The sequence below is a fragment of the Nocardia sp. GTS18 genome (assembly GCF_013839555.1).
Lineage (GTDB): Bacteria > Actinomycetota > Actinomycetes > Mycobacteriales > Mycobacteriaceae > Nocardia > Nocardia rosealba.
Window position 1 is genome coordinate 1 of sequence record NZ_JACBIU010000050.1, and the last position, 18064, is coordinate 18064.

The window sequence follows — 18064 nt, forward strand, 5'->3', positions numbered from 1 at the left end:
CACAGAAGGACACCGGTTCCCGCCGATCCCGGCACGCCGACGCCGATCCCGACGCGGCCCGCGCGGGAAGTACCCGATGGATCGGCGGGGGCGCGGCGGCTGCGTTTGGTTCGTTCGCTGTCGACCCGGTCGACGAGGTCCTGGACGGTGAGCGGGGCCGCGTCGGGATCGGCGTCGGCGTGCCGGGATCGGCGGGAACCGGTGTCCTTCTGTGCGGGCGGTTCGGCAGCCGGATAGCGCTCCCACGGGGCGCGACCTCCGGGCCGGGGCGTACGCCCGCGCCGATCGTCACCCACCAGCGAACCTCACTTCTCTATCTGCCGCATACGCGTCATCGTTCGGCTGCTCGGTCGAACCGGAGCCGAACGATGTCCGCAATGATAACGATTCCGCCACGAGTAGCCACTCCAGTGCACAACAGATTCGCACGGAATCCGGTTGCGACGCGCTGACCAGCGCCGAAGCTTTACCCTCCGCTGTGCATCACATCGGCGGCGGTGGGCACGGTGTCGTCCTCGGGGTCGTCGAGCCACCCGTCGGGCAGCACGACCTTGGTCTGCGGCGAGCCCTGGCGACCGCGCGGGCCGAGGGCGTCGGTGGGGAAGGGCACGTCCGGATCGAGCTGTGCGACGAGGTCCTCGATCTGGCTCAGCGCCGACACGGTGGCGAAGCTGCGGCGCAGCTGCGAGCCGACCGGGAAGCCCATCAGGTACCAGGCCATGTGCTTGCGGATATCGCGCATCGCCTTGTCCTCGCCGTCGTGTTCGGCGAGCAGGGTGGCGTGGCGGATCAGGATCTCGCCGACGCGACCGAGGGTCGGGCCCTCGGGGATCGGTTCGCCGCGCAGCGCGGCACTGAGCTCGGCGAACAGCCACGGCCTGCCGAGGCAACCACGCCCGACGACCACACCGTCGCACCCGGTCTCGTTCATCATGCGCAGCGCGTCGTCGGCGGTGAAGATGTCGCCGTTGCCGAGCACGGGGATGGTGGTGACGGCGTCCTTGAGCCGGGCGATGGCCGACCAGTCGGCCGTGCCGGAGTACAGCTGCGATGCGGTGCGGGCGTGCAGGGCGACGGCGGCGGCCCCCTCGGCCTCGGCGATGCGGCCGGTGTCGAGGTAGGTGTGGTGCTCGTCGTCGATGCCGATGCGGAACTTGAACGTCACCGGCACGCCCGCCGGTTCGGCGGCCTTCACCATCTCCTTGACGATATTGGCGAACAGCCTGCGCTTGTAGGGCAGGGCGGAACCGCCACCGAGCCGGGTGACTTTGCGAACCGGGCAGCCGAGATTCAGGTCGATGTGGTCGGCCCAGCCCTCACCGACGACGATGCGAACGGCCTCGCCGAGCGTCTTCGGGTCGACACCGTAGAGCTGCATCGAGCGCGGATGCTCGTCGGCGTCGAACGACATCATGTGCAGCGTCTTCTCGTTGCGCTCGACCACCGCGCGGGCCGTGATCATCTCGCAGACGTAGATGGCGGTCTTGCTGCCGAATTCGCGGCACAGCTTGCGGAAGGCCAGGTTGGTGATGCCCGCCATGGGTGCGAGCACGACGGGCGGATCGACCGGGTAGGGCCCGATCCGCAGCGTGGTCGGTGCCTGGGGCATCGTGATAGTCACGTCTGCCATTCTCGCATCCACCCGGATGTGATCGATCTCGCGTACCGGCGTCTTCGGCCGGGTCACGGGCCACTCCACAAAGCTTCGACGGCATTTATGTGGTACTCGACGTTCGGGATATGTCCTTCGCCTCAGTAGCCTGTGCTTTGCCGCGTCCGGCGGCGTGCTGTCCCCACATCATCGGAGAAGACCCCCATGGCCGAAGACGCCACGACCACCACCCCCGCCGCGCCCGGTAAGGCGACCGTGGCGATCAGTGTCTCGTCGCTGATCGGCGGTGCCGCCATCGCCGTGCTCGCCGTCGCCGCCGTCGTGCTCGGCATGCTGTACGGCTCGGCGCGCTCGGATGTCTCGGACCTGCGTGCCGAGGCCGCCGACGACGCGAAGGCCGAACAGATCGCCCTGGACTACTCCGTCGGCTCGGCGACGCTGAACTACCAGGACGTCGACGCCTGGGTGGCCAAGCTCAAGGCGGGCACGTCCACCGAGCTCGCGGGCAAGTTCGACGTCACCGGCGACAAGCTCGAGGACATCGTCGTCCCGCTGCGCTGGGCCTCCACCGCCACCCCGATCACCGCGAAGGTGCTCGAGCGCGAGGGCCAGGTGTACAAGGTCGCCGCGTTCGTCGACGTGAGCACCACCAACGCGCAGAACCCCGACGGCCTGCGCAACACCGTCACCTACAACATCACCGTCGATGCGGGGCAGGACTGGAAGATCACCGATGTCGGCAGCGCCGACGGTGCCCTGCCGATGAAGTAACCGGCTGTACGAAAAAGCGCCGCCCACCGGGATCCCGGTGGGCGGCGCTTTTTCGTGAGCTCTAGACGCTGGCCATCTCGCGCTTCTTGGCTTCGCGAGCGAGCATGCGGTCGCGCTGCTCCTCGAACTTGACGACGTCCTGGCTCAGCTTCTCCAGGAAGTCGCCCAGGCGCTCGCGGGTGGCCTCGCCGCGGGCGGTGAAGTCGGTGCGCTCGAAGATGTTCCACTTCTTGAGCACCGGCTGCACGACCTCTTCGAGGTGCTGGCGCAGGTCGTAGATGCCGTGCTTGGCCATCAGTACGCCGTTGCGCCGGAAGTTGGGCATCCCGGCGCCGGGCATCTGGAAGTTCTCCACGATCAGCGAGATCGCCTCGATCGCCTGGTCGGGCGACAGGTCGAGCGCCGCGCCGCAGAGGTTGCGGTAGAAGATCATGTGCAGGTTCTCGTCGGCGGCGACGCGCTGCAGCATGCGGTCCGCGATCGGGTCGTCGCACACCTTGCCGGTGTTGCGGTGACTCACGCGGGTGGCCAGTTCCTGGAAGGTCACGTAGGCGACCGAGTGCAGGAAGCCGGCGTCCACCTCGGTGGGGGAGGCGAACCCGTTGGTCATGTGGATCATGCGGGCGTTCTCGAGGGCCACCGGATCGACGCCACGGGTGACCACCAGGTAGTCACGCATCACGATGCCGTGGCGGTTCTCCTCGGCGGTCCAGCGACCGACCCAGGTGCCCCAGGCGCCGTCCTGGGAGAAGTTCTCGGCGATCTCACGGTGGTAGGACGGCAGGTTGTCCTCGGTGAGCAGGTTGGTGATCATGGCGGCCTTGGCCACCTCGCTGAGCTTGGACTGCTCAGGATCCCAGTCGATGCCGCCCATGGCGGCGAAGTTGCGGCCCTCGTCCCACGGGACGTAGTCGTGCGGATGCCATTCCTTGGCCAGCGACAGGTGCCGGTTGACGTTTTCCTCGGCAACCGGCTCCAACTCCGTGAGCAGTTCGAGTTGAGTCAGATCCCTTGCCATGTAAAAACCCTTCGCTGTCGTGCTTGCGGTCGAACGTCGCGATGCGGCCATACCTTACGGCACCGTAGGTGTGATGCGAAACGCAACTGAGCGTAAAGCCGATGAAGTTGAACAACGCCACAACATCGGCAGCTGCCGGTAGGACGTAATGACGAGTCTAGGTCTTCGGTCCGCAGCGTAGGGACTATCGCTGTAGTGGCGGCGGCGTTAGCGCCCACCGGGTGAACTCTCGGTGTCGCGGCGGCGGGAAGTGCTGTCGGCGAGGTCGTTCGCCTGTTCAGGGGCCATGACGACCGGCTCTTCCGGCGCGGCCGGCAAGTGCCACGTGACAGTGGTCACGGTGAAGTGATGGTGCCCCCTGTAGGACTCGAACCTACGACCTAGTGATTAAAAGTCACCAGCTCTACCAACTGAGCTAAAGGGGCGCGCAGCGGAGTCTAACCGACACCGCGCCGCGACGCCGAATAGTGTCCCCGATCAGCCCGGTTCCCGGCGCATCGGGACCGGTCGGCACCGGTAACGGCGGCGTGCCTCGGCGCGATGCCGTGCTGACGGGCTGGAGCGCATCGCCGTTCCCACTTCCCGTCGAGACGTGTCATCGAATAGTGTTGTGGGTCAACAGGTTTCGAGCAGCAGGAGAGTGTGGGGTGATACCGGTGTCCGCGAGTGCGCCGCAGGGGGGCGCTGGACAGGCCAACAATGCTGTGCGAGTGCGGTTTTCGCATTCGGCGCCGCGGCTCACGGTTGCGCCCGGTTTGCCTGTCCGGAAAAACGGACCGGGTGTCCCATTCGTATGTTGCCGTTCGGGGAATGCGGGTACGGTGATTACCTGGTGAATTTCGAAACAATCACCGGGGCCGCACTTTCCGGCGCCCGGTGGTGGGTGCGGTGTCGCGGAATTCATCGGGAGTTCGATGTGCCGGGGTGAACGCGAAGGCGCGCGAACTCCTCGCAAAGGGGCAGTCGCTACCGCAGGAGGAGGCGGTTCTCACAGGTATTGAGCCCGAGTGTGCACCCCCTGTGGCGCACCCGGGCCGGCGAACTATACCAGCCGGAGGGGTACCGGCATTCGGCGAGTTTACATACCAAAAGTATGAAAAATAACCACAATTCGCGCCGCAGGTCTGTCATTGATCGGCGGCGACGAGAAGGTTCGGAGGCGTTTCGAGCATGGCACGGCAGCAAGAGCGGGCGCGCCGCACACGCGCCGCGATAATCAAGTCCGCGGCCGTCGAGTTCGGGAAGAGCGGGTATGCCGCGGCATCGCTCAACCGCATTCTGGAAGGTTCGCGCGCGACAAAGGGTGCGATGTACTTCCATTTCGACTCCAAGGAAGACCTCGCACGCGCGGTGCTCGACACCGCGGTCGAGCGGTACCGGCTGTGCGCGGAGCGCTGGCTGGCCCGCACCGACCTCGGCCCGCTCGACGTGCTGCACGGCATGGTCGACGAGATCGCGTTGCGGCTCGAGCACGACACCATCGTGCAGGCCGAGTACCGCCTGGTGATCGAACCCGACTTCCATCGCGACGCGGGCAACGGCGGTGGCCGCATTCTCGGCCGGGCCACCCGGGTGCTCGCGGTGCGCGCCATCGACGACGGTCAGCTGCGCGCCGACGCCGACCCCGACCGGTTCACCAGAACCCTCGCCGCGGCGCTCGCGGGTCAGCGGTATCTCGTCGACCCGATCAGTACCGGTTCGGCCGCCGATCTGCGTGCCCGCTTCGCCGAGGTGCTCGAGGTGATCGTCGAGGCCATGGCGACGCCGCTGTGGATACAGCACTTCCGCACCGACGGCTGGCGTGCCCAAGCCCGCCTGGACGACCTCGGTTTGGGCGCCTGACCAGGCGATTTGGAAGAGCGCACCGAGGTGTCATAAGCTATGCGAGCTCCCAACGGAAACGTTGAAGCCGCCCCGGAGAGATTCGGAACGAGCCCCCTTCGTCTAGCGGCCTAGGACGCCGCCCTTTCAAGGCGGTAGCGCGGGTTCGAATCCCGTAGGGGGTACAGTCTTCGGACTGTAGAGTAGGAAAAGTAAGGCCCTGTGGCGCAGTTGGTTAGCGCGCCGCCCTGTCACGGCGGAGGTCGCGGGTTCGAGTCCCGTCAGGGTCGCAAGTAAGCGCCGGAGCAATCCGGCGCTTCGCGTATGGCATTCCGTACGGGTGCCTGCGGCCAGGTAGCTCAGTTGGTACGAGCGTCCGCCTGAAAAGCGGAAGGTCGCCGGTTCGATCCCGGCCCTGGCCACCACAATCCCCTCGCCAGCACCTGGTGGAGGGGATTTTTGTAAGAGCAAGGCCCTGTGGCGCAGTTGGTTAGCGCGCCGCCCTGTCACGGCGGAGGTCGCGGGTTCGAGTCCCGTCAGGGTCGCACGAGAAATCCCCCGTACCGGTCGGTGCGGGGGATTTTCGCGTCAACGGCGGTGATCGATGCTGGTGATGCGGTAGCGGCCGGTCGAGATCTCGGTGGTCTTGATGGTCTGGTGCACCTTCTCGATGGCGGTGTCGCCGGGCCACTGCTGATGGATCGTGACGTGCCAGATGGACGTATCGGTGGAATCGCCCCGGGTGATGTGGATGCAGTACTTGATGTCCGGTGGCAGGGTGGCGATGCCCGCGGCCAGGGCGGCCTCGTCGCCGACGTGGGCGTTGTCGGTGACGAAGGACCTGGCCTTGGCGGCGTCGCGGTCGACGTAATAGCTGTACTCGAAACCGAGGATGGCGCCCTGCGGTGAGCTCGCGTCGCCGCGTTCGGCGCTCACCGTGATGGAGGTGGTGCGGAACTCCTCGCAGCCGGGGAGCGCGTGCGCGGGCAACGGTGGTGTGGTGCTCGAGGTGGGAGCTGTGATGTTCGACAGCCCGGCTTGCTTTGTGCCCGAGGCGGATTGGTCGCCCGGGCCGAGGAAGATGGTGGCGGCCACGCCGAGCAGCACGACGAACAGCAGTGCGCCGACCACGCCCTTGATCGCGGCGGCGGCCTTCGTGCGGCCCTCGCCGTCGTCGTAGCGTTCGTCGTTGTAGTTCTTGCGTGGCCTGCGCGCGATGGTGCCGCCGCCGCCGAAGTCCTTGAGCTTGGGCAACACCGGCATCTCCACGTGGTCGCCGCTCTGCTCGGTGGCGGTCGTCGTCGCCCAGTCGTTCCAATCCACATCGTCGTGGCGGACCGGTTCGACGGGGATGTCGGCGTCGGTCCAGTCGTTCCAGTCGCCGGTGAACCCGTCGTCGTCCTCGTCGGGGTGGCGGTAGACGGGTTCGGGCGGCAGCGGCGGCGCCGGGGCGTCGGTGAACGGTTCCGGTTCCGGCGGCGGCCACATCTCCGGGTTGGTCCCGATGGTCTGCGGCTCGGCCTCGCGCCGCCGCCTGCGCCGTCGTTTACCCTGCGGACGACGGCGCCCGGTGGCGTCCGGCGACGAGAAGTAGGCACCGAACGGGTTGTCCATGCGCGCGGCCTAGGCGTTCGCCGGGACAACTCCGGGTTGCCCGTGTTTGGGGGCGTTCGACGGTCGTTCGCTCTCCTGATCCTGTTGCGGGCGCGCGGCGGGTGGAATCACCCCGCCCTGCATCGGCGGCTGTGCGGGTGCCTGCTGGAACGGGGCCTGCTGTGGTGCTTCGGGTTTGGGCGTCGGATTGGTCGGCGCGGGTGCGGGGGCCTCCGGCTTCGGCGCCACACCACCGGAGTTCGCGCCACCGGAGTTCGCACCACCGGAACCACCCGGGTTCGTGCCACCGGAGTTGCCGCCGAGACCGCCGAACAACGTATTCGAATTGCCGCTGTTACCAGCGCCATTGGTGCCGGGCGCGGTCGTCGCGGGCGCGGTGTTGGCTGGGGTGTCCGCCGTACCGTCCATCCCCGCCGCCAGGGTGTCGATGCCGGTCGTCGCCAGCTCTGCGCCCTTGTCGATGCCGTGCATGGCGACTTCGGCGATCTTGTCGATGAGGTGCGTGCCGAAGCTGACACCGGCATCGATGGCCGCCGTACCGAGGCTCACACCGCCGTCGATCAGGGCCTCCTGCAACGCGATCTGCGCCGCGACCGCCGGGTCGGTCGTCTTCTCGTCGTTCCAGGTGGAGGTGTCGGTGCCGCCGGTGCCGAGCACGTACACCCCCGGCGCGACCTCGGTCGCCCCTGGCGGCACCGTCACCCCGTTGGTCCCGCCGAGATCGCTGGTGAGCCCCTGGGTGTCGCGGGTGTGCTGGTCCATCTCGGTGCTGGCCGCACCGACCACGCCCACGGCCTCCTGAATCGCCTCCTCGGCGAGCTCGACGATGGCGTCGAGATTGTTGCTGTTCACGGCGGGTGCGGCGGATTTGGCCTTGCGCCGGAACTCCGCGATGATCGCGTCCACCTTGGCGGCCGCGTTCGCCTGCGTCGTATGCGCCTGGCCGAGCAGGGTACTGAGCCGCTCACCCCGATCGGCCGCGGCCGACACCTCGGTGGCGGTCCGGCGCAGCGCCGGAGTCGCGGGCGCGGCGGTGTCGGTGGACTCGAGCGCGTAGAGGCCGAGCCGGTGCGGGTCCTCGGTGGCCGTGGTCGCGGCCGAGGCGGAGGTCAGCGCGGTGACCACGGCGGGATCGGGATCGGCGGAGGTGTTGGTGCCCAGCGCCTTCCGTAATTCCAGCAGCGGCACCTCGAGCAGCGCGATCACCGGTTCGATCTTGGCCTCGGCCTCTTCGGGGGTGATGGTGCTGAGAGTGTTCTCGGTGACGAGCGATTTCGTGCGCATCAGGCCACCTCGTTCTCGACCGCGCGCAGACCGGCGGCCACATCCGTGTCGACGCCGGTGACGTCTTCGCCGAACCGGGCCAGGATGTCCTGGTAGGCGGTGACGAGATTCCCGGCCGTGCTCAGGGTCGAGGCGTGCGCGCCCGCCGCCTGGGTCCATGCGGCGGCGAATTCGCGTCCGAGCACGCCCAATCCGGAAAGATCGACGCCCGCCGCGGTGGTCGTCTGGGTGGCCGCGGTGCCAAGTAGTTCGGAAACCCGAGCTGCCGCACGCTGATAAGCGTCGAGCGCTGACGGGTCGAATGACATTTCTGCCACGATGTCTGCCCCTTCACGATCGCGGATCCCGGCGCTGCCGGCACTGAAAAGCGTAACCACCTGGGGCCGTTCATGGGGGCGTCCGAAACTCTTGGCCACCCGGTTCTCGAGAATCCCCTGGTCGGCGCCGAGCTGACCGACCGGTAGGGTCGGCCGCGATGGCTGTCCTCCTGCTCACGCTGCTCGGGTTCGCCCTGCTGGACGCGCTCGACGTGTTGCTGGTGGCGATCACCACCGCCGTGGTCGCCGACAGCAGGCTGGCCAGGCGTTCGCCGCTGGTCGGTGTGCTGAGTTTCCTCGGCGGTGTCTTCGCGGTATCGGTGCTGTTCGGCGTCGCGACGGTGCTCGGTATCGACTTCCTCGTCCGCCTGCTCGACTTCGACCTCACCCCCACCCTGCGCTACTGGGGTGAGCTGGTGATCGGGCTCGTCCTGATCGCGGTGGCGGCGATTCCGGTCGACGCGGGTGCGGCACCGGGCGGCCGGTGGGTCGAGCCGGTGCGCAAGTACCCGTGGCTGATGGGGGTGATCGGTTTCACCCTCGGTCTGGCGAAGGTGCCGACCTCGGTGCCCTATCTGGCCGCGCTCGCCCTGATTTCCGCGCAGCGTCCGCTGCCCGCGAGCTGGCCGGCGCTGGTGGCCGCCTACTGCCTCGTGGCGCTGGTGCTGCCGCTGGTCGTGCTCGCGCTGGCGCTGCGCAGAACCCCTGGGGCACGGCGGATGTACCGGATGCTCGTGCGTGGCGTGACCCGGTACGGACCGCCGGTGGTCCGTGTCCTTTTCGTCGTGTTCGGTGTCGTGCTCGTCGTCGACGCGCTGGTCCACGCCGGGCAGCTGTGGTGAGGGCCCCGGGCGGCCGCTCAGGAACACGTCAGGTCTATCGAGTACGGTCATAACGAATCGATGACGTGCCTCGGCGCCCGCACCCTGGGCCGCCGGGCGTTACCAGGTGAGCAGGGAGGGCGACCCTTGAGGGTTACCGTTGTTGTGCCGACCTACAACGAGCGGGAAAATCTGCCGGTGGCGGTGGAGCGGCTGACGGCGCTGCCGGTGCCCGATCTGCACGTGCTGGTGGTGGACGACAACTCACCCGACGGCACGGGCGAGGTGGCCGACAAACTGGCCGCCGAGCTGCCGAACGTGGTGAGCGTGCTGCACCGCACCGAGAAGGACGGCCTCGGCCGCGCCTACATCGCCGGCATCACCCAGGCCCTGGCCGACGGCGCCGACGTGGTGATCCAGATGGACGCCGACCTCTCGCACCCGGCCGAGGTGATCCCGGCCATGCTCGAGAAGCTGAACTCCGAGGACGTCGGCGTGGTGCTCGGCTCCCGCTACGTTCCCGGCGGCTCCACCGCCGAGGAGTGGAAGTGGTACCGCAAGGCCCTCTCGGCCTGGGCCAACTTCTACGTGAACCTGATTCTGCGCCTGGGCGTGAAGGACGCGACCGCCGGTTTCAAGGCGTGGAAGGCCGATACCCTGCGCGCCATCGACGTGGCCTCCATCCGCAGCAACGGTTACTCGTTCCAGGTGGAGATGAACTACCGCGCCATCAAGCGTGGCTACACCATCGCCGAGGTGCCGATCCGTTTCGAGGAGCGCACGGTCGGCGCGTCGAAGATGAGCCTGAAGGTGCAACTCGAATCGGCACTCATGCCGTGGAAGCTCCTGTTCGGCCGTTCTGTCTAGACCACACGCGAAAAGGCCCGGCCGGGAACGTTCCCGGCCGGGCCTTTTCGCTGTGTGTCACTGCTCGGCGATGTGGCGGCGCACGCCTTCCAGCGCGATCACCATGACCGGCACCAGCACCACGTGCATCAGCGACAGGGCGATGGTGGAGGCGGTGTCGAAGCCGGCGGTCAATGTCATGCCGATGGTCGCGATCGACAGCACCGAGCCGACGACGGCGGCGACTCGCAGCACCCCGGTCCACTTGTAGGAGATCAGCACCGCGGCGGTCAGTCCGATCAGCAGCGGAACCACCGACATCAGGATCACCCCGCCAGGAGCGACGTCGGAGACCTTGCCGTCGGTGGTCGTGGTGAACGAACCGCCCGCTGCCTCGCCGATTCCCCAGATGATCAGGTTCACCACCAGGGCGGCGGCCACGGCGCCCAGCACGGCGACGGGGCGGTTCAGGGCGGGCAGGGTGCGGGTGGTGGTTGCGTTGGCGACTGCGGTGGTCATGATGTTCTCCCTCATTCGGTGGTGACACAATCTTCAAACCTGAAGAATGGTTTAGGTCAAGGGCGGGCGGCGCCATCTGCCTGAGACCCTGGTCACATGCCGAGAGGGTGGGCTGTCAGGCGCTCGGCCAGTTCAGCAGGGTGCGCTCGTAGAGCCTGCGGACTTCTTCGATCTCCTCGTCCATCGCGGCCGGGTTCCACGTCGACACATCGATCGGCGGCAGAATCGCCACATCGACGACACCGCTTCGGGCGATGGGTGAGTCGCGCCAGGCGATGTCGCCCGCGTTGCGGATGACGATCGGGATCACCGGAACGCCCGCCTGCTTGGCGATGTGGAAGGCACCCTTCTTGAACGGGCCGAGCCCGCGGGTGTACGAGCGCGTGCCTTCCGGGGCGACGGCGATCGACAGGCCTTCGCGCAGCGTCGAAACGACCGGTGCCAGCGCCGCTTTCGCGCGTTCGGTATCGGAACGGTCGATGAAGGTGACCCCGACGAACCGCATGAGCGGCCCGAAGAGGGGGTGTGACCGCAGTTCCTTCTTACCGATGCCGGTGACTCCACCGTCGAGCACCTTGGGGACGATGATGACGTCGAACTGGCTCTGATGGTTGAACAGGAACACGGCGGGCCGTGGGGCACGGGCGTTCTCGGCACCGACCACGCGCAGCTCGACGCCGAGGGTTCGCAGGGTGGCAGTGGTCCCGTCGTGCATGAGGGCGTCGGCCATGGCCTGGCGGTCGCGGGTGTAGGACTTGCGGACCACGCCGGTCAGGGCACCGGCGACGAGAGCGACGAAGGCCAGGACGGTGCGGGCGTAGTCGATCGGGCTCGGCGCTGTGCGCGGCTGGAATGTATTCGGGTCGACCGACCCGATGCCCGCCGATTCGAGCAGGGCGGGAGTATCGGCGTAGACATAACCGATCTCGCAGTTCCGCGCTGCCGCGAATTCGCCTACCGCTTCGGCTTTCTCGGTGCCCCACAGTGGCGGTCCTTCGAGCTGACCGGTGAGAATTCCGTTGTCGGTGGCGAACTTTGTACACAGCACGTTGTCGATGCCGAGTAGTTCGGCGAAGGGGCCCAACTGGTACACGGGCAGCTCGCTGACCAAAACAACTGTGTGCCCGGCAGATCGGTGTTCGCGAATCAGCCGCCAGGCTTCGGGAAAGATCCGGCCGTACATCTCCTTGCGGAAAACCCCGCGACCCAGTTTCTCCAGTTCCGCTTCCGGCGCACCGGCCCACGCCCGTTCGGCTTCATGGAGAAATCGCCGATGGTCCCGCCGGAAGCCGGTCAGCATCGCATTCCGCCGAGCATCACCACGCCGGAGAGCTCTGCCCGGCAGTCTCTTTCGGGGCAATGCGTCGATCACGGCTCGTGTGTCGAAGACGGCGAGCACCCGCTCGCCCTGTGGACCGGTTCGAATCGCGGCGACCGCGTCGTCGATGCCGCTCACAGTGAGTTCCGATTCGACGGGTCGAGCGAGGCGGCCCGGGCGATCCGCTCGCCGAGATCACGTAACTGCTGAGCGAATTCGTTGCGGCGCGCGATCAGGTCGTCCTCGCCACCGGGCTCGGCGGGGGCGATCAGGTTGTGGTTGTCCGCCAATTTCCATGCGCTGGTGAACAATTCCGTCGACACCGATTCGGGACTGTGCAGCCGCTGCTGCAACAGCATCTGCTTGCCGACGGCGACGCATTCGTCGATGAATTCCTTGCGGTCGATGACGGCGTCGGCCGGGCGGTCGACGAGCCGTTCGGCCACCACCAGTTGCGCGTCGAAGAACGAGCGAAGCACGCGGTGCGCCATGACGAAGCCCGACTCGGTGAGCGCGCTGAGGAACTGCTGATCGAGGCGGTCGTCGGGGGTGTTCTCGTCCCACTCGGGGACGATCACGCGCACCTCTTCGATGATCTGGTCGGCGAACTCCTCGCGTTCGGGGAAGAAGAATTCGAATTTGAGCAGATCACGCAGCGCGAACGCGGCCCGCCACGCCGCGCGGAGCGGGTCGTCGCCCGGCTGTTCGACGGCGGTGAGCGCGGCCAGCTCGAGAATGGCCCGGTTCACGAACCAGTGCACCGCGCTGTTGCGGTAGAACGCCGCCTCGAGATGGGCGCCGGGTTCGATGGAGTACACCGGTTCCAGCCCGCCGCGATACACGGTGACCACCCCGGCCAGCGCGAGCTGTTCGAGGACGACCTGCAGGCCCTGCTCGTCGCGCAGCTTGGACAACTCACCCGCGGGCAGGCCGCGCCGATCGATATAGCCGAGGACCGGGTCGAGCACGGTGCGCACCTGGCCCAGCGTCAGCGCGCGTTCGTGCACGCCGAGCAGTGCCAAAGTGACCAGGGCGTTGACGGTGATCGGGGTGACCGTGTTGATCCGCACCGCCACGTCGAAGGCCAAGCGCTGCACGGCTTTGCGTTCGGTCTCGCTCAGCGCCGATTCGTCGGGCACCTTGGTGGCACCGGTAGCGGTGTCGTGCAGCGGAATGGTCTCGGGACGCTCGCCGAGTGGGTCACCATGGGTGCCCAGCCGTTCGCGCGCCGAAATCGCCTCGCCGAAGCGGACATACACCCGACCGGCCGAATGCTGCTGACTACGAACGTATCTGGCGAGCCACGCGATTCCCTCCGGCTTCTTCTTGCCGCCTGCCTGCTCGCTGGCGATGGCGCCGAGCTCGTTGAGCCGCTCGTAGGTGATCGACACCGGCACCAGCATCACGTCCTCGACACGGCCCGAACGCACCGCCGCCGCAAGGTAATTCAGCAAGCCGTACCTGGGTGGGCGCAGCTTGCCGGTCCTGGTCCGGCCGCCCTCGAAGTACCACTCCATATTGAACCGCTTGGACAGCAGATAGGCGAAGTACTCCTCGACCACCGCCTTGTACACCTCGTCGTCGCCGAAGCTGCGCCGGATGAACACGGTGCCGGTGCGCCGGGCGATCGGGCCCATCGGCCAGAAGTTCAGGTTCGCCCCGCCGATCACGTGGTTGGGTGGGAAGTCGTTGCGGGCCAGCACGTCGCCGAGGACGAAGGCGTCCACATACGAGCGGTGCGAGGGCAGGAAGACCAGCGGGTACTTGCGGTTGAGCGAGCGCAGGGCGTCCAGGCCGCCGAGGTCGGTGTCGACCTTCCAGGTCGAGGCGTGCACCGGGCGCATGGCCTGGGTGAACAGATCCGACACCAGCCTGCTCTGCGCGGCGACCAGCTCGCGCAGCGCCTTCTCCGCGCTGCGGTGGACGTGGGCGGGATCGGAGCCGAACTCGTCGGCGATGTAGTCGAGCTTGCGCTGGAATTCCGGTGAGTCGAGGATTTCCTCGGCCACCAGCTGCGGCACCTTGTAGCGGTCGCCGATGACGGTGCGTTCCGCGCGTTCGAGCGCGACGACCGCCGCGCGCAGCACCGAGCGGGCGAAGGCGTCGGGTGAGCCCGACCGCAGCAGCGCGGCGGCCTCCGGATAGTTGGTGCGCAGCTCGCTCAGCCGCGCCGGCGCGCCGACCAGCACCTGGTGGCGGTCGGGGTGGGTGCGCAGCAGGCGGCGCTGCACCAGGCGGTTCGGCTTGCGCGGATTGGTGAGCATGGCCAGGTCGGCGAAGGTCACCCGGCGCACGCCGTCGCGCTCGGGCGGCAGCCACAGCACCCGGACCGGCACGACCAGCGGGTCGTCGCGGCGGTTCACCAACCGTTTGATCAGGGCTTTGGCATCGAGATCCACCTGCGTGACGGGTGCGGCGGAATCGATCTCACCCGCCAGCCCGCCCGCGGCGATCCAGGCGCCGATCACTTCGCGCTCCACGCCGGAGGCCGCGTCGACCAGGGCGACTACCGAGTCCGCCTGCGGAGTCGTGCGCGTGGGCCGCCCATCGTTGTCGATCATCTCTCCATTGAAGCCGCAGATTCGCCGTAGCGCACCGAACTTCGCCGACAGCGCGTTCGCGGGTGACAAGGAGTGGGCAAGGTTACCCCGCACACGGGTAGCAAAACCTGGAGGTAATGCTAACCTAACCACGCTAAATTAGGTCAGCTTTACCTTGGAGGATCGGTGTCGTCGACGGAACAGCCCACACGGGTGGAATATGTGACCGATCCGGCGGCAGCGATGTCGTGGTTGGCCTCGGCCGATCGGTTCGGCGAGTACGTGATGTACGAACAGCCCGGTGCCTGGGTGTTTGCCGCCGACCCACTCGGCAGCGTCGAACTCGACGCCAACGAACTGCGCACCACCTGGGGTGGGCAGACCACCGCCCGCGCGTGGACCGGCAGACCGGCCGCCGCCGTCGACGCAGCCCTGGCGAGCCTGCCCCTGGACGGCCGCAACGCCTACGGCTGGATCGGTTTCGAATTCTGTGCCTATTCGCTCGGCGCCACCGGCTATCTCAACCCGCTGACCTCGCTGGCCAACCTGATGATCCCCCGCATCGAGGTGCGCATCGACGCCGACGGTGTGCGGATCAGCGGCGCCACCCCTGCCGAAATGTGCGACATCCACGACCTGATCGCGGCCTCCCAGGGAGCCGAGCTACCTTCGGCACATCCGGTCGACGTGCGGCCCGACATCACCGGATACCAGGATCGGGTGGCCACCGCCGTCGAGGAAATCCGTTCCGGCAGCTACCAAAAGGTCATCCTGTCGCGCAAGGTCGCACTACCCTTCGCTGTCGACGTACCTGCCACCTACCGCCTCGGCCGAGCCAACAACACCCCCGCCCGCTCCTTCCTGCTGCGCCTAGGCGGTCTCGAAGCGGCCGGATTCAGTCCCGAGCTGGTGGCCTCGGTCGACGACGACCGGGTGGTCACGACCGAACCCCTCGCCGGTACCCGAGCCTTCGGGCTCGGCGCCGAAGCGGACAGCGCGGCCCGGGTAGACCTGCTGGCCGACCCGAAAGAAATTGTCGAACACGCTATCTCGGTTCAGACGTCGTTCGCCGAGATCGCTGAGGTGGCGGTACCCGGTACCACAGCGGTCTCGGACTTCATGGCCGTGCGCGAACGCGGCAGCGTGCAGCACCTCGCGTCGACCGTCCGCGGCGAACTCGCTCCCGAACGCACCGCCTGGGACGCGCTGGAAGTGCTGTTCCCGTCCGTCACCGCCTCCGGCATCCCGAAGCAGGCAGGCGTCGACTCCGTCTTCCGCAACGACCACGCCGAGCGCGGGCTGTATTCCGGCGCAGTGGTGTGTGTTTCACCAACCGGCGCACTCGAGGCGACACTGGTTCTGCGAGCGATCTACCAAACCGGCGAAGGGGCGTGGTTACGTGCCGGGGCCGGGATCGTCGGCCAGTCCCGCCCGGAACGAGAGTTCGAGGAAACCTGCGAGAAGTTGGGAAGCGTCGCACCTTATGTGGTGAAGGCGTGAGCTAGAAGTCGCGCCACGTGCGCTGGGAGCGCGGCAGAGGGCACACCCGAGTGACACACGCCCCCAACCGCATTCCAGCCAGTCCGCCATGACCGCATCCCCAACCCCGCACGACCCGACCTCGAGGAGGGTCCGCCGCGAAGCGGCGCAGCGGCCCGGCCGCGCGAACAGCGCTCGAAGCGCATGCGCCGCAGGCGCGAGTCTCGAGCGCTGTTCGCGCGGCCCCTCAGGGGCCGCGCTCGAGCGCGCCAGCGCTCCAAAAACACAGCCCAATACCTCCGTGGTGCACAAAACACCAAGGCAGTTCCGCACGGCACCCGAGTCCGGCAGGTACCCGCACTCGACTGCCGTAAGCCCCCTACAAACTAGCCCGCAGCGCCTTCTTATCAATCTTGCCAACAGCAGTAACCGGCAACGAATCCGCCTGCCGAATCAAGTCAGGCAGCTTGTAAGTAGCCAAACCCCGCTCGGTAAGAAACATCTTCAACTCAGGAAGCGTCGGCAAACCCCCGGTCACCACCAAAACCACACAAACCTTCTCCCCGAGCGACGGATCGGGCAGCCCCACCGCCGCAGCATGGCGGACGGCAGGATAAGCCAACAGATGCTCCTCCAACTCATCGCAAGAGATGTTCTCACCGCCACGATTGATGACATCCTTGATGCGCCCACTGACAACCAGATGCCCCGTGGGAAGCTGACGGACAAGGTCACCGCTGCGGTAGAACCCGTCAGGCGTGAACGCGCGGGCATTGTGTTCGGGGGCACGGTAGTAGCCACGCAGGGTGTAGGGCCCGCGGGTCAGCAGCTCCCCCTCCTCACCGGGAGCCACGTCCTCACCCTGACCGTCGACCACACGGATCTCATCGCCAGGCGAGAGAGGCTTGCCCTGAGTGGTATAGACCAGTTCATCGGCGTCATCGAGGCGAGTGAAGTTCAACAGCCCCTCGGCCATCCCGAACACCTGCTGCAACCGGCACTGCAACGCCGGTTCCACTTCACGAGCATTCACCTCGGCCAACCGCGCACCACCCACCTGAAGCAGCCGCAGCGAGCTCAAATCGGCGTCCTCCCAATCCACCGCGGCACTCCACAACTGGGCGAGCGGCGGCACCACGGCGCTCACGGTGACGCGATGCTTCTCGATGGCGGCGAACGCGGCCTCGGGGCTCGGGTCGAGGGTGAAGGCGACGGCCCCGCCGGTGGCGACGGTACCGAAGATGCCGGGACAGGCGAGCGGGAAGTTGTGTGCGGCAGGCAAAGTCGCGAGATACACGTCGTCGGTGGTGAGCTCACACACCTGCGCGCTCGCGGTGGCGTTGTAGACGTAGTCGTCGTGGGTGCGTGCGATGAGCTTGGGCAGGCCGGTTGTCCCGCCGGAAACCAGCATCACCGCGATCTCGGCGGGATCCACCTCGGGCAGCGAATCACCCTGCGCCGGAATGGTATCGAGGGCCCGGAACTCGCCGGGATCGCCCGCGACCAGCACATGCGCCAGGCTCGGCACGGCGGCACGCACCGTGGCGGCCAGCTCGCGGTAGTCGAAATCGCCGAGCCGATCCGGGATCAGGTAGGCGACGGCCTCCGACAGTGCCGCCAGGTGCTCGATCTCGGCGCGGCGGTGCGCGGGCAGGGTGAGTACGGGGATGATGCCCGCCCGCAGGAGACCGAACAGGGCCGTCGCGAACTCGGGGATATTCGGCAACTGCACGATCACCCGGTCGCCGGGGCGGATACCGAGGGCGAGCAGGCCGTGGGCCATGGCGTCGGCGGCGGCGTCGAGTTCGGCGTAGGACTGCACGGCGGCGTCGCTGAGGATCGCGGGGCTCGACGGCTGGGTGCGGGCGGTGTCGCGCAGCAGGTCACCGAGCGTGCGCCCGGACCAGTAGCCCGCCGTGCGGTACTCCTGCGCTGCCGCCTCGGGAAACGGAACGTAGCCGTCGCGATGGCTAGTCGACGTAGTCACAGTCGTACCCTCCGGTCGATCCAGATCAAAGCGGCCGAGAACCTGGGTTGCTCGACCATAGGTTAGGCAACCCTATCTCAGTGGAGTAGGCTGCCGGCGAGCAGTATCGAATCCGTC

General features: G+C 67.3%; 14 protein-coding genes, 5 tRNA genes and 1 pseudogene. 9 read left to right on the top strand and 11 right to left on the bottom strand.

The genetic code is table 11. The annotated features are described in order from the left end of the window. Both HYG95_RS23405 and dusB read right to left on the bottom strand, forming a co-directional pair. Positions 1-296, bottom strand: a pseudogene (locus HYG95_RS23405) (hypothetical protein); the annotation flags it as partial. Between the two features lie 170 nt (positions 297-466). Beyond that, on the bottom strand, positions 467-1630 hold the full coding sequence (gene dusB, locus HYG95_RS23410) for a tRNA dihydrouridine synthase DusB (RefSeq protein WP_181701098.1): 1164 nt from the start codon (positions 1628-1630) through the stop codon (positions 467-469). Between the two features lie 186 nt (positions 1631-1816). Here dusB and HYG95_RS23415 point away from each other — a divergent pair, with 186 nt between their 5' ends. After that, positions 1817-2383 carry a hypothetical protein gene (locus tag HYG95_RS23415; protein ID WP_181701099.1) on the top strand — a complete coding sequence of 189 codons (567 nt, stop codon included), beginning with the start codon at positions 1817-1819 and terminating at the stop codon, positions 2381-2383. Positions 2384-2444: 61 nt separating this feature from the next. On the opposite strand, the gene HYG95_RS23420 is transcribed toward HYG95_RS23415, so the two are convergent. Both HYG95_RS23420 and HYG95_RS23425 read right to left on the bottom strand, forming a co-directional pair. Then, a complete protein-coding gene (locus tag HYG95_RS23420; protein ID WP_067492353.1) occupies positions 2445-3401 on the bottom strand; it encodes an acyl-ACP desaturase in 957 nt (318 codons plus the stop codon). Positions 3402-3750: 349 nt separating this feature from the next. Beyond that, a tRNA-Lys gene (locus HYG95_RS23425) sits at positions 3751-3826 on the bottom strand. A gap of 745 nt (positions 3827-4571) precedes the next feature. On the opposite strand from HYG95_RS23425, the gene HYG95_RS23430 reads away from it, so the two are divergent. The 5 genes from HYG95_RS23430 to HYG95_RS23450 all read left to right on the top strand — a co-directional run bounded on the left by HYG95_RS23430 (position 4572) and on the right by HYG95_RS23450 (position 5767). After that, positions 4572-5243, top strand: a complete 672-nt coding sequence (locus HYG95_RS23430) for a TetR/AcrR family transcriptional regulator (RefSeq protein ID WP_181701100.1) — start codon at positions 4572-4574, stop codon at positions 5241-5243. A gap of 91 nt (positions 5244-5334) precedes the next feature. Further along, a tRNA-Glu gene (locus HYG95_RS23435) sits at positions 5335-5407 on the top strand. Between the two features lie 31 nt (positions 5408-5438). After that, positions 5439-5512 (top strand) — tRNA-Asp (locus HYG95_RS23440). Between the two features lie 58 nt (positions 5513-5570). Further along, positions 5571-5647 (top strand) — tRNA-Phe (locus HYG95_RS23445). Positions 5648-5693: 46 nt separating this feature from the next. Further along, positions 5694-5767 (top strand) — tRNA-Asp (locus tag HYG95_RS23450). A 43-nt stretch (positions 5768-5810) separates the two neighbouring features. Here HYG95_RS23450 and HYG95_RS23455 read toward each other — a convergent pair. The 3 genes from HYG95_RS23455 to HYG95_RS23465 are packed head-to-tail and all read right to left on the bottom strand — an operon-like array spanning position 5811 to position 8437. Further along, the gene (locus HYG95_RS23455) at positions 5811-6836 is read right to left on the bottom strand and encodes a hypothetical protein (protein WP_181701101.1); all 1026 of its coding nucleotides are present in this window, start codon (positions 6834-6836) and stop codon (positions 5811-5813) included. 9 nt (positions 6837-6845) lie between these two features. Continuing rightward, positions 6846-8120 (bottom strand): hypothetical protein, encoded by a 1275-nt coding sequence (locus HYG95_RS23460; RefSeq protein ID WP_181701102.1) that lies wholly within the window; start codon positions 8118-8120, stop codon positions 6846-6848. After that, positions 8120-8437, bottom strand: a complete 318-nt coding sequence (locus HYG95_RS23465; RefSeq protein ID WP_181701104.1) for a hypothetical protein — start codon at positions 8435-8437, stop codon at positions 8120-8122. The genes HYG95_RS23460 and HYG95_RS23465 overlap by 1 nt, the downstream gene beginning before the upstream one ends. A 158-nt stretch (positions 8438-8595) precedes the next feature. Here HYG95_RS23465 and HYG95_RS23470 point away from each other — a divergent pair, with 158 nt between their 5' ends. Next, positions 8596-9279, top strand: coding sequence for a GAP family protein (locus HYG95_RS23470; RefSeq protein ID WP_181701106.1), 684 nt, complete (start codon positions 8596-8598; stop codon positions 9277-9279). Positions 9280-9363: 84 nt separating this feature from the next. Continuing rightward, the gene (locus tag HYG95_RS23475) at positions 9364-10125 is read left to right on the top strand and encodes a polyprenol monophosphomannose synthase (RefSeq protein ID WP_220139754.1); all 762 of its coding nucleotides are present in this window, start codon (positions 9364-9366) and stop codon (positions 10123-10125) included. A gap of 57 nt (positions 10126-10182) precedes the next feature. Here HYG95_RS23475 and HYG95_RS23480 read toward each other — a convergent pair whose 3' ends face one another. The 3 genes from HYG95_RS23480 to HYG95_RS23490 form a co-directional block, all read right to left on the bottom strand. Further along, positions 10183-10623: a DUF6069 family protein gene (locus tag HYG95_RS23480; protein ID WP_181701108.1), complete on the bottom strand. Its 441-nt coding sequence runs from the start codon at positions 10621-10623 to the stop codon at positions 10183-10185. A gap of 115 nt (positions 10624-10738) precedes the next feature. Next, a complete protein-coding gene (locus tag HYG95_RS23485; RefSeq protein ID WP_181701110.1) occupies positions 10739-12079 on the bottom strand; it encodes a 1-acylglycerol-3-phosphate O-acyltransferase in 1341 nt (446 codons plus the stop codon). Beyond that, the gene (locus tag HYG95_RS23490; RefSeq protein WP_181701112.1) at positions 12076-14502 is read right to left on the bottom strand and encodes a glycerol-3-phosphate 1-O-acyltransferase; all 2427 of its coding nucleotides are present in this window, start codon (positions 14500-14502) and stop codon (positions 12076-12078) included. Before HYG95_RS23490 ends, HYG95_RS23485 begins: the two co-directional genes overlap by 4 nt. 192 nt (positions 14503-14694) lie before the next feature. Here HYG95_RS23490 and HYG95_RS23495 point away from each other — a divergent pair, with 192 nt between their 5' ends. Then, positions 14695-15981, top strand: coding sequence for a salicylate synthase (locus HYG95_RS23495; RefSeq protein WP_370465900.1), 1287 nt, complete (start codon positions 14695-14697; stop codon positions 15979-15981). Positions 15982-16339: 358 nt separating this feature from the next. Here the strand turns inward: HYG95_RS23495 and HYG95_RS23500 are convergent, their stop codons facing one another. After that, on the bottom strand, positions 16340-17947 hold the full coding sequence (locus HYG95_RS23500; RefSeq protein WP_181701116.1) for an AMP-binding protein: 1608 nt from the start codon (positions 17945-17947) through the stop codon (positions 16340-16342). Positions 17948-18064: the final 117 nt, after the last annotated feature.